This is a genomic window from Streptomyces sp. NPDC058646 (assembly GCF_042716875.1).
Taxonomy (GTDB): Bacteria; Actinomycetota; Actinomycetes; order Streptomycetales; family Streptomycetaceae; genus Streptomyces.
In genome coordinates this window covers 176257-190078 of the sequence record NZ_JBHXRK010000016.1, presented here as the reverse complement: position 1 = coordinate 190078, position 13822 = coordinate 176257, and the positions used below count along the sequence as shown (strand labels likewise).

Genomic DNA, 13822 nt, shown 5'->3' with positions numbered 1-13822 from the left:
GGTGAGCGTCTTTTTGGGGGGTTCCCGTCGGGCCTGTCTTTCCGTGGCGGGGCGGGCGGTCAAGGGTGGCCGAAGGCCATCGCGAAGCGACGCGAACGCAGTGAGCGCCCTTGAGGGCCCGCCCCGCCACGGAGAGACGATAGGACTGGCGGGAAACCCCCAAACCCTCCCTGATCCCGCCAAGGGGTAACAGCCCCCCCGAAGCCCAACCCCACCCCCCTCAGCAGGCCGGTCCCGGGCGCGCCTCGGCCGTGGCTCGCAGGAGGTCCCGTACGAGGTCGAAGTCGACCTTGGCCGGGTTGCGGAAGCGGAGGCAGGCCTTGCCCATGTCGTAGGGGGCCAGGCGGTCCGCGAAGGCCTCGCGGACGTCCGTACGCATCAGGTAGAAGGAGATGTACTGCTTCTGGTTCGCCCAGGCGATCTCCCCGGCCTCCGCGCCCGGCCGCACGTACACGGGCATGCCGTAGGCGATGACCTCCTCGAAGCCCGTCAGCTCCGCCGCGCACAGCTCGCGCAGCCGGACCAGGGCCGGGCGGCGGGCGTCGGGGACTCCGGCGAGGTAGGCGTCGACGGTGACGGGGTTCATCCGGCGGGCTGCTTCCTGATCTGGGACCGGACCGCACCCATGCTGGCCGCGATCACGAGGGCGATGGCCAGTGCGTCGAGGGCGGACAGGGCCTGCTGGAGGACGAGGAAGCCCGCGGTGGCGGCGATGGCCGGCTCCAGGCTCATCAGGATGGCGAAGGTCGGGGCGGGGATCCGGCGCAGCGCGAGCAGTTCCAGCGTGTAGGGCAGTACGGAGGACAGTACGGCCACGCCGACGCCCAGGGCGAGGGTGCTCGGGACCAGCAGGTCGGAGCCGGCTTCGACGATGCCCAGCGGGAGCGAGAGCACCGCGGCCACGGCCATGGCCAGGGCCAGGCCGTCCGCCTGCGGGAAGCGGCGGCCGGTCCGGGCGCTGTACACGATGTACGCGGCCCACATCGCGCCCGCGCCGAGCGCGAAGGCCGCGCCCGCCGGGTCGAGGGAGCCGAAGCCCGAGCCGCCGCCGTGCCCGGACAGCAGCACGACGCCGCCGAGGGCCAGCCCCGCCCAGAGCAGGTTGACCAGCCGCCGCGAGACGATCACCGACAGGGCGAGCGGCCCGAGGACCTCCAGGGTCACGGCCGGACCGAGCGGGATGCGGTCCACGGCCTGGTAGAAGAGGCCGTTCATGCCGGCCATGGTGACGCCGAAGACGAGGACCGTGCCCCAGTCGGCCCGGGTGTAGCCGCGCACCTTGGGCCGGCACAGGAGGAGCAGGACGAGCGCGGCGGCGGCGAGGCGCAGCGTGACCACGCCGGCCGCGCCGGCCCGCGGCATGATCATGACCGCGAGGGCGGCGCCGAACTGCACCGAGATCCCCGCCGAGATCACCAGCGCTACCGGGCCGAGTCCGCGGCTGCCGCCCACGCGGAGCGGAACGGGGGCTTCCGCGGAAGGGGCGGCGGTCGTCGAGGGTGAGGAGGGTGCGGGCATTTATCCAGATTAAGGGGTGGGTAAGGGCCATAGCCCCGTGTTTTGCCTTACATGTTCGCTACGGTCAGCTCTCCGGCAGCCCCTCCGCGAGGAGTTCCGCCAGGTGGCGGGCCCGGCGGCCGCCGCCGAGCTGGGCGATCTGGGTCCGGCAGGAGAACCCGTCCGCCTGGACCAGGGCGTCCCGCGGAGCCGCCCGCAGGGACGGGAGCAGCTGCTCCTCCGCGCACGCCACCGAGACCTCGTGGTGGCCGGGCTCGAAGCCGAAGTTGCCCGCCAGGCCGCAGCAGCCGCCGCTGAGGGCACCGGCCAGGCCGGCGCGCTCGCGCAGCCGCCGGTCGGCGGCGTCGCCGAGGACGGCGTGCTGGTGGCAATGGGTCTGACCGACGACGGCCCGGTCCAGGCGCGGGGGCCGCCAGGCGGGGGCGTACTCCTCCAGGGTCTCGGCGAAGGTCCGTACGGCCGCCGCGAGGCGCCCCGCGCGGGGGTCGTCGGGCAGCAGGGCGGGCAGGTCGGCGCGCAGGGCCGCCGCGCAGCTCGGTTCCAGGACGAGCACGGGGCCGGGGTGCTCGCCGAGCGCATCGAGGCCGTCCAAGGTGTCCAGGGTGCGGCGCAGGACCTTGCGGGCGCGGTCGAGGCGGCCGGTGGAGACGTAGGTCAGGCCGCAGCACACCCCGGCGGGCGGGACCGTCACGCGGAGGCCGGCCGCGTGGAGCACCCGTACCGCGGCGCGGCCGGTCGCGGGGCTCAGGTACTGCGTGAAGGTGTCGGGCCAGAGCGTGACGACCGCCCCGGCCGGGTCCGGTCCGCCGGGCGGCACCTGCCCGAACCTCGCCGGACCCTGCGGGCGGCTCCCGGGTTCGGGGACCCCCAGCCGCACCGGCAGAGCCGGTCCCCGCCCCGGCTGCGCCCCCGCCCGCCACCATGCGGTGAACGTCCGGGCGGCCAGTTCCGGCAGGCTGTGGGTGCGCTCGCGGGGCAGGCCCGGTAGCGGGAGGTGGCGGGCCAGGGCGTTGGCTGCGCGGGCGGCCCGGAGGGACGTGACGAGGCGGAGCCAGCCCGGCAGGCCGCCCAGCGTGTAGTGGGACAGCGGGCGGATGCGGCCCGCCCAGTGGCGGTGCAGGAACTCCGCCTTGTACGCGGCCATGTCCACGCCCACCGGGCAGTCGCTGCGGCAGCCCTTGCAGCCCAGGCACAGGTCCAGCGCCTCGGCCACCTCCGCCGAGCGCCAGCCGTCGGTGACCACCTCCCCGGCCAGCATCTCGTGCAGCAGCCGGGCCCGGCCGCGCGTGGAGTGCCGCTCCTCGCCGGTGACCCGGTAGGAGGGGCACATCACCCCCGGCCCGCCCGGCTCGGTCGTACGGCACTTCGCGACCCCCACGCACCGCGCGATCTCGCCGGCGAAGGAGGTCGGCGGGAGCACCGCGAAGCGCAGGTTCTCGTCGAGCCGCGCCGGCCGGACCAGCATCCCGGGGTTCATCCCGCCCGCCGGATCCCACACGTCCTTGTACGCGCCGAAGAGCGCGACGACCTCGGGCCCGTACATCTTCGGCAGCAGCTCCGCGCGGGCCTGCCCGTCGCCGTGCTCCCCCGACAGCGAGCCGCCGTGCGCGACCACCAGGTCGGCCAGCTCCTCCGAGAAGGACCGGAAGCGGGCCAGCCCCGGCGCGGAGACCAGGTCGAAGTCGATGCGTACGTGGACGCAGCCCTCGCCGAAGTGCCCGTACGGGGACCCGCGCAGCCCGTGCGCCGCCAGCAGTGCCCGGAACTCCCGCAGGTACGCGCCCAGCCGGGCGGGCGGCACCGCGCAGTCCTCCCATCCCGGCCAGGCCATCGAACCGTCGGGCATCCGCGTCGCCGTCCCGGCCGCGTCCTCGCGGATGCGCCACAGCGCCCGCTGCCCCGCCGGGTCGGTGACGACGAGCGCGTCCAGTGGGTCGGCGTCCCGTACGAGCGACCTCGCCGCGCCCTCGTCCGGCATCTCCACGAACAGCCAGGCGCCGCCCCGGGGCAGCCCCGCGGCCCCGCGCACCAGGTCCTGCGCCATCCCCTCCACCGTCAGCGGGCGGTGCCCGAGCAGTCCGGCCGCCGCGTCGGCGGCCGCGCTCTCGTCGGCGTACCCGAGCACCGCGAGCACGGGCGCGCGCGGCAGCTCCACCAGGCGTACGACGGCCTCGGTGACGACCCCGAGGGTTCCTTCGCTCCCGCAGAACGCCCGGGCCGCTTCCACGCCCCGCTCGGGGAGCAGCGCGTCGAGGCCTCCGTAGCCGGAGATGCGGCGGGAGAAGCCGGGCGGCATCCCGGTGCGCAGCAGCCCCAGGTTCCCCTCGACCAGGGCGCGCAGTCCGGCGGGGGTGCCCGCCCAGCCGGTGGAGACGCGGTACGGGGTGCCGCCGTACGCGGTCACGGCCAGCTCGGCGACGTTGTCCGCGGTGGTTCCCCAGGCGACCGAGTGGGCCCCGCAGGCGTTGTTGCCGATCATGCCGCCGAGGGTGCAGCGGGCGTGGGTGGAGGGGTCGGGTCCGAAGGTCAGCCCGTACGGCCGTACCGCGTCGCGCAGCCGGTCGAGGACGAGCCCCGGCTGGACGACGGCGGTGCGGGCCCCGGGGTCCACCGACACCAGGGCGTTCATGTGCCGGGTGAGGTCGAGGACCACGCCGGTGCCGGTGGCCTGGCCCGCGATGGAGGTGCCGCCGCCGCGCGGGACGACGGGGACCCCGGCCTCGGCGCACACCCGCAGCGCGGCGGCCACGTCCCCGGCGTCGCGCGGGGCGACCACGCCGGCCGGGACGCGGCGGTAGTTCGAGGCGTCCATGGTCACCAGGGCCCGCGCGGCGGCACCGAAGTCCACCTCCCCGCGCAGTTCCGTCCGCAATGTCCGTTCGAGTTCCCCGGGAGCCGTCACGGGCCCAGCCTCCCACCGCCGCCGTTCGTCTCATCGGGTGGACGCGCCTCCGGACCGCGGTCCGGGACCCGATACGCTCCGCTCGTGGCTGAGATCCAGATTCCCGCTGACATCAAGCCCGCCGACGGACGCTTCGGCGCGGGCCCCTCCAAGGTGCGGACCGAGGCGCTGGACGCCCTCGCCGCCACCGGTACCTCCCTGCTCGGAACCTCGCACCGCCAGGCCCCGGTCAAGAACCTGGTCGGCTCGGTGCGTCAGGGTGTCCGGGACCTCTTCTCCCTCCCCGAGGGCTACGAGGTGATCCTGGGCAACGGCGGCTCCACCGCCTTCTGGGACATCGCGACCGCCGGTCTGATCGAGCAGAAGTCCCAGCACCTCACCTTCGGCGAGTTCTCCTCGAAGTTCGCCAAGGCCGCGAAGCTCGCGCCGTGGCTGGACGAGCCGTCGGTGATCTCCTCCGAGCCGGGTACGCACCCCGAGCCGGTCGCCGAGGCGGGCGTGGACGTGTACGCGTACACCCACAACGAGACCTCGACGGGTGTCGCGGCGCCGATCAGGCGCGTCGCTGGCGCCGACGCCGGTTCGCTCGTCCTGGTGGACGCGACCTCGGGCGCCGGCGGTCTGCCGGTGGACATCACCGAGACGGACGTCTACTACTTCGCCCCGCAGAAGTCCTTCGCGTCCGAAGGCGGCCTGTGGCTGGCCGCGTTCTCCCCGGCCGCCCTGGAGCGTGCGCAGCGCGTGCACGACTCGGGCCGGCACATCCCGGAGTTCTTCTCGCTGCCGACGGCGATCGACAACTCGCTGAAGAACCAGACGTACAACACCCCGGCGCTGTCGACGCTCTTCCTGCTGGACCAGCAGCTGGAGTGGATGAACAGCCAGGGCGGCCTGGAGTTCACCACCGGTCGTACGGCGGCCAGTGCGCGTCACCTGTACGGCTGGGCGGAGGCGTCGAAGTACGCGACCCCGTTCGTCGTGGACGCCGACAAGCGGTCCTCCGTCATCGGCACGATCGACTTCTCGGACGACATCGACGCGGCGGCCGTCGCGAAGGTGCTGCGCGCCAACGGCATCGTGGACACCGAGCCGTACCGCAAGCTGGGCCGCAACCAGCTGCGCGTCGCGATGTTCCCGGCGATCGACCCGGCGGACGTGCAGGCGCTGACCGCGTGCGTCGACTACGTGATCGAGAAGCTCTGACGGGTCGTCGCCCCACCTGATCGTCGGTGTGGGGCGAGGAGTGGTTCATGCAGGCGCCCGGCCGGGGTTTCCCCGGCCGGGCGTTCTGCGTGGGCGGCCGCTCGGCCGGACTGTGCCGCAGCGGGCCGGGCCTCCCCTTACCGGACGGGCGGATCCCCAGCCGCCGGTAAGGTCACGCTGATTGTCTTTTTGTGTGAACGGGGAGGGCTCATGACCATGAAGAACACCAGGCCGGGGGGCCGGGCAGGCGGCGCACCCAGACGGGCGCTGTCGCTCGTCCTGGCTGCGGGCACGGTGACGACGGCGCTGATCGCCCTGGCGCCCGCGTCGGCCGCCGCCGGCACCGTAGGAACCACCACTGCGGGCAGCACGGTGCTCGGCGCCGTGGAGAGCTGGACCCGGGTCTCGAAGAAGCACCCGAACTCCGCCTACTGGAAGTCCGCCGACCCGCTGCGCGCCGGCAACGAGGGCGGCTCCCAGGGCCTGTCCCGCTCCTTCCTCCAGCTCGGCACCGCGAACCTCAAGGGCGCCGACGTCACCGCCGCCACCCTGCGCGTGCGCAACACCGCCGCCGCCACCTGCACGGCCAGGCCCGTCGAACTGTGGAGCGTGGGCCCGGTCTCGGCGACGACGACCTGGAAGAACCAGCCCGCCAAGGGCGCGAAGCTCGCCACGGTCAGCGCCGCCAAGGGCCGCCCCGGCTGCGCCGCCGGGGACCTGGAGTTCGACGTCACCGCCCTCCTCAAGGACGTCGCGGCCACGAACCGGACCGCCGTCACCGTCGGCCTCTTCGCCGCCGACGAGAACGACACCTCCGCGTGGAAGCGCTTCGACCCGAAGAGCGCCGTCCTGGAGATCTCCGTCGCCCCCGCCGTCCCCGTCACCCCCGCACCGGTCGTCTCGGGGCTGGGCACCGACCCCGCCACCGCATGCGCCGGCGGCCTCATCGGGATCACACAGGTCAAGCTGTTCGCCACCGTCGACAGCCCGGGGACCGGCCGGCCGTCCGCCGAGTTCCAGATCTTCCGGGCCGACACCGGCGCCCTCGTACGGGCCGTCTCCGTGCAGGCGGACACGAACCGGACCGCCACCCTGGCCGTCCCCGACTCCGACCTGCCCACCGGCGACTACACCTGGAACGTGCGTGGCGTCGCCGACGGCGCACCGGCCTCCGCCTGGTCGCCGAGCTGCGCCTTCTCGGTGGACCGCACACGCCCCGGCACGCCCCCGGTGATCAGCTCGGCCGAGTTCCCCTCCGCGGACAACGGGCAGCCCGAGCAGACCGGCACCGCCCGCACCCCCGGCACCTTCGCCTTCGCGGGCGGCGGCGAGACGGACCTCGCGGAGATCGTCTACTGGACGGACGCCGACCAGACCCGCCGCTCCGTGGCCCCCGGCGGCAGCGCCGTCATCACCCCGCTGAGCGCCGGCCCGCAGAGCGTCCACGCCTACAGCGTGGACGAGGCGGGCAACCGCTCCGACACCGCCGACTACCTCTTCATCGCGAACCGCGCCCCGAAGCCCGACGCGGTCGGAGACCTCAACGGCGACGGGCACCGCGACCTGTGGACCCTCGACGCGGCCGGCCGCCTCCTGTTCCGCGCGGGCAAGGGGGACGGCACCTTCGCCGCCCCCACCGGCACGGGAGTGACCCTGGACGCCGGCTCGCAGATCGTGGCGAGCGGGGACTGGGGCCAGGACGGCTACAACGACCTGGTGGTACTGGCTCCCGGTGACGGGGGCCGGAAGCTGTGGGTCTACCCGAACACCGGTCTCGGGGCGGTCGACACCCTCAACCGCTTCGACCTCTCCGTCCTCGACGAGGCCAACGCCCACTGGGCGGACGCGGACCACGTGGCCCCCGCCGGTGACGTCGACGGCGACGGCGCGCCCGACCTGCTGGTGCGGCAGGGCGCCCAGCTGTGGCTGTACCACGGCAGCGCCACGGGCATGGTGGACTGGGTCGCGCCCGTCGCCGTGGGCGGCTCGGGCGGCGCGAGCTGGGAGGGCCTCACCGTCGTCGCCCCGGGCGACACCGACGGTGACGGCCTCGCCGACCTGTGGGTGCGCGACGACGCCACCGGCGAGATCCTCGCCGTGCGCGGGAGCGCGGGCGCCGACGGCACGCTCGACACCGCCCGCTGGGGCTCCGGCCCCCGCACCGCGATCGGCTCCGGGCTGACCCGCGCGGCCTACCCGACGCTCGGCACCTCCGGCGACCTCACCGGCGACGCACGCGCCGACCTGACGGCCACCACCGCCGACGGCGCCGCCGTGTACTTCCGCGCCACCGCCACCGGCATCGAGAACACCCCGGTCGTCCTGGACTGACCGGATCCACCCGCGCAGTGGTTCATGCAGGCGCTCGGCCGGGGTCTCCCGGCCGAGCGTTCTGCGTGGCGACTCTTCTGCCGCCGGCCGGCCCCCGCCGGCCCCGATCTCCTTCACGGCCGCCGCGTCCCGCCGCGCGTACCGGGCCGGGGCCGGGGAGTTCATCCGCTTCCACCACCGGTCCCCGGGCGCCGCCGGGTTGGCGTCGGCGCGGCCGGCCGGCTCGCCGGGTGCTCCGTCGTATCCCGCGGTGCGGCTGCGCCCACCCTCCGACGTGGTCGTGTTCGCCCACCTCACGGGCGGGGCGCAGGCCGCCACGCGATACCTTCAGGAGGTTCGGGGCAGGTTCGAGGGCCCGGCATTCCTGAAGGCGGCACAGCATGGAGGCAGCGGCGTGAGCGTGCGAGTGACGGCGGCCCAGAGCGGCGTGGACCCCTTCGGCACGGCCCGGCTCCGGCGCGGGGTGCTCGACGCCTGGGGCGCGGGCCCGGCCCGGTTCCGCGAGGACGCCAACGCCGAGGAGGACCTGGCGCTCGGCGGCTACCGGGACCGGCTCGTCGTCGAGCTGGCGCAGAACGCCGCCGACGCCGCCGCCCGCGCCGGGGTGCCGGGCCGGCTGCGGCTCACCCTGCACGCGGGCGGGGGCGGCCCCGCGGTGCTGGCCGTCGCCAACACCGGTTCCCCGCTGGACGCGACGGGCGTGGAATCGCTGAGCACCCTGCGGGCCTCCGCCAAGCGGGAGCCCGTCGTCGCGGGCCCCGCGGGGGCCCCGGGCGCCGGCCAGAGCGTCGGCCGCTTCGGCGTCGGCTTCGCCGCGGTCCTCGCGGTCTGCGACGAACCCGCCGTACTGGGCCGCCACGGCGGGGTCCGCTGGTCCCTGGCCGAGGCCCGGGAACTGGCCCGCGGCGCCGCCGTCGGCAGCCCCGGTCTCGGCGACGAACTGCGCCGCCGCGACGGCCACGTCCCGCTGCTGCGGCTGCCGTTGCCCGCCGAGGGCACCGCCCCCGACGGCTACGACACGGTCGTCGTCCTTCCCCTGCGCGACGCCGCGGCCGAGGACCTCGTCGAGCGGCTGCTGGCGGGCATCGACGACGCCCTGCTGCTCACCCTGCCGGGGCTGCGCGAGATCGTCGTGGAGACGCCCGGTGCACCCGCCCGGACCCTGCTCCGCCGCGACGAGGGCGCGTACACCGTCGTCGAGGACTCCCTGACGGGCACCAACCGCTGGCGGACCGTCCGCCACGGCGGCCCCATCGACAAGGCCCTGCTCGCCGACCGGCCGGTCGAGGAGCGGCTGCGGCCCGCCTGGGCGGTGTCCTGGTCCGTGCCCGTGGACGGCGACGGCGCCCCGCTGCACCCGGCCACCGCCGCCGTGGTGCACGCCCCGACCCCCACCGACGAGCCGCTGGGCATCCCCGCGCTGCTCATCGCGACCCTGCCGCTGGACACCACCCGCCGCCACCCGGCGCCGGGGCCGCTGACCGACTTCCTCGTGGAGCGCGCCGCCGACGCGTACGCCGAACTCCTCGGCGCCTGGGACCCGGTGACCACCGCCCTGGTGGACCTGGTCCCCGGCCCGCTCGGCAAGGGCGAGCTGGACGGCTCCCTGCGCGCCGCGATCCTGCGGCGGCTGCCCCGTACGGCGTTCCTCGCCCCGGCCGCGCTGCCCGAGCACGCCGAGGAGCGGGCCGCGCTGCGCCCCTTCGAGGCCGAGGTCGTGGAGGGCGCGGGCGCGGACACCGTACGGGTCCTCGCCGAGGTCCTGCCGACGCTGCTGCCGGCCGGCCTGGAGCGCCGCCCCGAACTGCGCGTCCTGGGGGTGGGCCGGCTCCCGCTGGGGGACGCCATCGAGCGGATCGCGGGCATCGAGCGGACCCCCGACTGGTGGCACCGGCTCTACGACAGCCTCGCCGGGGTGGACCCCGACCGGCTGTCCGGGCTGCCGGTGCCGCTCGCCGACGGCCGTACCGCCATCGGTCCCCGCCACCTGCTGCTGCCGGACGCAGGGGCGCCCGCGGAGGCGAACGCGCACCTGGCCCGGCTGGGTCTGAAGGTGGCCCATCCCGACGCGGCGCACCCGCTGCTGGAGCGGCTCGGCGCCCTGCCGGCGACCCCGCGCGCGGTCCTGACGACGCCGCAGGTGCGGGCGGCCGTCGCGGCCTCGCTGGACGCGGGTGACTTCTGGGACGAGGACGCCCTGGACCCGGAGGAACTGGCCGAGGTGGTCCTCGGTCTGGTCCGCGACGCCGAACTGGCTCCGGGCGACGAGCCCTGGCTGGGCGCGCTGGCTCTCCCCGACGAGGACGGCGAGCCGACGCCGGCCGGTGAGCTGCTGATGCCCGGTTCGCCCCTGGCGTCGGTGATCCGGGAGGACGAGGTCCCGTACGTGGACGCGGAACTGGCCGAGCGCTGGGGGGCGGGCCCGCTGACGGCCTGCGGGGTGCTGGCCGGGTTCCAGCTGGTGCGCGCCACCGACCTCGTCCTGGACCCCGACGAACTGGAGCCGCGCGAGGGGGACTTCGCGGAACCGGACGACGCGGGACTGCTGGACGCGGTGGACGTGTGGTGCGAGGACGTACTGGACCAGCTGCCGGAGCTGCCCGTGCCGCCGGTGGCGACCGAGCTGGTGGCCGTGCGCGACCTCGACCTGGTCGACGACGACTGCTGGCCCCAGGCGCTGGCGATGCTCGCGCAGCCCCCGCTGCGCGACGCGCTGACCCAGCCGGTGCGGATCCTGCTGCCGGACGGCACGACCCAGTCGGTGCGCCCGTACACCGCCTGGTGGCTGCGTGACCACCCGGTGCTCGACGGCCGCCGTCCGGCGGGCCTGCGCGCGGCGGGCGGTGACCCGCTGCTGGAGGGCCTGTACACGTCCGCGGACGCCACCGGTTTCGAGGACGAGCAGGTCCTGCGGGCCCTGGGCGTACGGACCACCGTGGCGGCCCTGCTGGACGAACCCGGCGGCGCAGCCGAGCTGCTGGGCCGTCTCGCCGACCCGGACCGGGAGGTGACGGGCCGCCAGCTGCACGGGCTGTACGGGGCGCTGGCCGACCTGGATCCGGAGCAGGTGACCCTGCCGGACGACCTGCGGGCCGTGGTGGACGGGGAGGTCGTCGTGGTGGACGCGGCGGACGCGGTGATCGCCGACGCCCCGGACCTGCTTCCGCTGACGGCGGGCCTGCCCCTGCTCCCGGTCGCGCCGTCCCGCGCGGCGGACCTCGCGGAGCTGCTCCAGGTCCGGCGCCTCTCGGAGACGGTCCCGGCGGAGGTCACCACTCCGGGCGAGGAGCACGAGGTGCCGGAGCCGGTGCTGCTGCTGCTGGGTCCGTCGGCCCCGCTGACGTACGTGGAGCACGAGGAGCTGATCGCGGGCGGTGTCGAGCTGGACTGGCGCCGCACCCCCGACGGCGTCCTCCACGCGGCCACCCTGGAGGGCGTGGCGGCGGGCCTGTCCTGGTCGGCGGGGCAGTGGCCGCGGCGCTTCGAGGTCGCGGCCCTGCTGGAGGACCCGTCCCGGACGGCGGAGTTGGCCCGGGACCGCTGGTTCGACTAGGCCGTCATCCCCTACGGGGTGGCCGCGGGGGTGAGGAGGGCGTCGGCGACGGCCGTGCGGGCGTAGAGCACCGAGCGGCCGTTGCGGTGCGCGGTGACCAGACCTGCGTTGCGCAGGGCCGTCAGGTGCTGGGACACCCCGGCGGCGGACAGCCCGCAGCTGCGGGCGAGCTGGGTGGTGGACGCGGGGGTGTCGAGTTCGGCCAGCAGCTGCGCACGGGAGCGGCCGATGACCGCGGCGACCGCGTCCGCGGAGGCGCCGGCCGTCCTGGGCTCCCACAGCGTGCCGATCCCGCGGGCCGGATAGGCCAGTTGGGGCGGTTCGGGTGCCACCGAGCGGGTCAGTACGCGGGGCCAGGCGAAGGCCGAGGGCACCAGCAGCAGGCCGGAGCCGGTCTGGTCCCGGGTCAGCGCGCAGTGCCTGCGGACCACGCGCAGGGTTCCGGCGTCCCAGCTGACGGTCTCGTGCAGCTCGTTGAGGACGTGAGCGGAGCCGTGCTCGGCGACCTGCCGGGCGCGGTGGAACAGGTCGGCCTCCAGCAGCTGCCGGATGCGGTGCCAGTAGGGGCCGATCGCCAGCTCCCAGTACGTCTCGATCTCGGCGGCGACCTTCTCCAGCGCGGCCCCGGGTTCCTCGTCGAGGAGCCGCAGCCGGGGGGCGGGAGCGGACTTGAGGCGCAGGGTGGCGAGGTCCGCCCGGACCTGCTCCGGGGTGCTGCGGCGGATGGCGTCCAGCTCGGCGGGGAGTGCGGGGAACGGCCCGGCCGGGGTCGGGTTGAGGAAGTCCGCGATGTAGCCGGAGCCCGGGATCAGCGCGGCGAGCCAGCCGCGGTCCAGGCCGGCGCGCAGCAGCCGGGGGCGCACCTGCGCGGCCCAGCGGCGGTGCAGCGGGGGCGCGCCGGCCTCCTGGAGGAGGCGGAAGCTGGTGACGACCTCCCACATCGGGGAGACGGCGAACCTGGTCTGTGCCAGGTCCGCCGCGGAGAAACTCAGGCCCATCTCCATGTCCACGCCCCCCGTGGTCCGTTGGATTCGGTCTGAGCTTAATCAATTCGGGGTCGGTGGGGTAAGGGCGCACGCTCCTCGCATGCCCTCCCCCTTCCGCGGACTCCCGCCCACCGTCTGGACCCTCTTCGCCGGCACGATCGTCAACCGGCTCGGCCACCTCGTCACCCCGTTCCTGGTGTTCCTGCTGGCCGACCGGGGGGTCACCGGCGCCGAGACCTCGTACGTCCTCGGCGCGCTGGGCGCGGGCAACCTGCTGGGCCCGGTGCTCGGCGGGGTGCTCGCCGACCGGATGGGCCGCCGCCCGACGATGCTGATCGGACTGGTCGGGGCCGCGGCGGCGCAGGGCGCGCTGTTCCTGGCACCGGGGGTGTGGACGATGGCGGCGGCCGCGCTGCTGCTCAGCGCCGCCTCGGCGACGGTCGGCCCCGCCGCGTACGCGCTGCTGGCGGACTCGGTGGATGCGCAGCGGCGGCAGCGGGCGTACGCGCTGTTCGGCTGGGGCGTCAACATCGGTACGGCCGTCGCCGGGGTGCTCGGCGGTTTCCTGGCGGCGCACGGGTACTGGCTGCTCTTCGCGGTCGACGCCGGGACCGTGCTGGTCTACGCCGCGGTGGTGGCGGCCCGGCTGCGCGAGCCGGAGCGGGCAGCGGCCGCGGCGGGCGAGGACGCGGGCGTGGGGTACGGGGTCGTGCTGCGCGACCGGCTGATGCTCCTGCTGCTCCCGCTCTTCGGCGTCCAGCTGTTCGTGTACTCGCTGACCGAGGTCGCGCTGCCGCTGGCCGTCCGCGACAGCGGGCTCTCGCCGGCCGTCTACGGCTCGCTGGCCGCGGTCAACGCGGTGCTGGTGGTGGGGCTCCAGCCGTTCGTGACGGCCCGGCTCGCGAAGCTTCCGCAGATGTCGGTCCAGGCCGCGGGCAGTGCGCTGATCGCCGTCGGGGTGGCCCTGACGGGCCTCGCCGAGGGCATCACCGGCTACGTGGTGTCCGTGGCCGTCTGGTCGCTCGGTGAGGTCGTCGTCGCCGGGATCGCGGCCTCGGTGGTCGCGGGCCTCGCCCCGGCCCATGCCCGCGGCCGCTACCAGGGCGCCTTCAGCTGGACCTGGGGCGTGGCCCGCTTCGCCGCCCTCACGCTGGGCGTGAGCGTCTACACCGGGCTCGGGGCGGCGGCCCTGTGGTGGATCGCCCTGGGGGCCGGCCTCGCCACGGCGGCGGTCACCCTGACGCTGCGCGGCCGCGTAGCCGCCCGCGAGGAGCACGTGCTCGCGGCCTGACGGCCCGTGCCGCCCGGGCCCTGTACAGGGGTCAGGGC

8 protein-coding genes are annotated in these 13822 nt (G+C 75.5%); 4 read left to right on the top strand and 4 right to left on the bottom strand.

Annotation, left to right across the window (positions count from 1 at the left end; genetic code table 11):
- Nucleotides 1–220 precede the first annotated feature (220 nt).
- The 3 genes from ACFWUZ_RS21085 to ACFWUZ_RS21075 all read right to left on the bottom strand — a co-directional run bounded on the left by ACFWUZ_RS21085 (nt 221) and on the right by ACFWUZ_RS21075 (nt 4420).
- A complete protein-coding gene (locus ACFWUZ_RS21085) occupies nt 221–586 on the bottom strand; it encodes an iron chaperone (RefSeq protein ID WP_384374805.1) in 366 nt (121 codons plus the stop codon).
- Complete coding sequence (locus tag ACFWUZ_RS21080; protein WP_384374802.1) at nt 583–1518, bottom strand: DMT family transporter; 936 nt, start codon at nt 1516–1518, stop codon at nt 583–585. The genes ACFWUZ_RS21085 and ACFWUZ_RS21080 overlap by 4 nt, the downstream gene beginning before the upstream one ends.
- Nucleotides 1519–1582: 64 nt before the next feature.
- Complete coding sequence (locus ACFWUZ_RS21075; RefSeq protein WP_384374799.1) at nt 1583–4420, bottom strand: FAD-binding and (Fe-S)-binding domain-containing protein; 2838 nt, start codon at nt 4418–4420, stop codon at nt 1583–1585.
- Between the two features lie 84 nt (nt 4421–4504).
- Here ACFWUZ_RS21075 and serC point away from each other — a divergent pair, with 84 nt between their 5' ends.
- The 3 genes from serC (at nt 4505) to ACFWUZ_RS21060 (ending at nt 11507) form a co-directional block, all read left to right on the top strand.
- Nucleotides 4505–5623, top strand: a complete 1119-nt coding sequence (gene serC / locus ACFWUZ_RS21070; RefSeq protein ID WP_384374796.1) for a phosphoserine transaminase — start codon at nt 4505–4507, stop codon at nt 5621–5623.
- A gap of 210 nt (nt 5624–5833) precedes the next feature.
- Entirely contained in the window at nt 5834–7954 is a 2121-nt protein-coding gene (locus ACFWUZ_RS21065) for an FG-GAP-like repeat-containing protein (RefSeq protein ID WP_384374793.1), read from the top strand.
- A 394-nt stretch (nt 7955–8348) separates the two neighbouring features.
- The gene (locus tag ACFWUZ_RS21060; protein ID WP_384374789.1) at nt 8349–11507 is read left to right on the top strand and encodes a sacsin N-terminal ATP-binding-like domain-containing protein; all 3159 of its coding nucleotides are present in this window, start codon (nt 8349–8351) and stop codon (nt 11505–11507) included.
- A gap of 11 nt (nt 11508–11518) precedes the next feature.
- Here ACFWUZ_RS21060 and ACFWUZ_RS21055 read toward each other — a convergent pair whose 3' ends face one another.
- Nucleotides 11519–12511, bottom strand: coding sequence for a DUF5937 family protein (locus ACFWUZ_RS21055; protein ID WP_384374828.1), 993 nt, complete (start codon nt 12509–12511; stop codon nt 11519–11521).
- Between the two features lie 82 nt (nt 12512–12593).
- On the opposite strand from ACFWUZ_RS21055, the gene ACFWUZ_RS21050 reads away from it, so the two are divergent.
- Nucleotides 12594–13784, top strand: a complete 1191-nt coding sequence (locus tag ACFWUZ_RS21050) for an MFS transporter (RefSeq protein ID WP_384374786.1) — start codon at nt 12594–12596, stop codon at nt 13782–13784.
- Nucleotides 13785–13822: the final 38 nt, after the last annotated feature.

Bases quoted from the DNA above. Each gene is read 5' to 3' on its own strand.
- ACFWUZ_RS21085 (WP_384374805.1), bottom strand. From the start codon at position 586: ATGAACCCCGTCACCGTCGACGCCTACCTCGCCGGAGTCCCCGACGCC.
- ACFWUZ_RS21080 (WP_384374802.1), bottom strand. From the start codon at position 1,518: ATGCCCGCACCCTCCTCACCCTCGACGACCGCCGCCCCTTCCGCGGAA.
- ACFWUZ_RS21065 (WP_384374793.1), top strand. From the start codon at position 5,834: ATGACCATGAAGAACACCAGGCCGGGGGGCCGGGCAGGCGGCGCACCC.
- ACFWUZ_RS21055 (WP_384374828.1), bottom strand. From the start codon at position 12,511: ATGGAGATGGGCCTGAGTTTCTCCGCGGCGGACCTGGCACAGACCAGG.
- ACFWUZ_RS21050 (WP_384374786.1), top strand. From the start codon at position 12,594: ATGCCCTCCCCCTTCCGCGGACTCCCGCCCACCGTCTGGACCCTCTTC.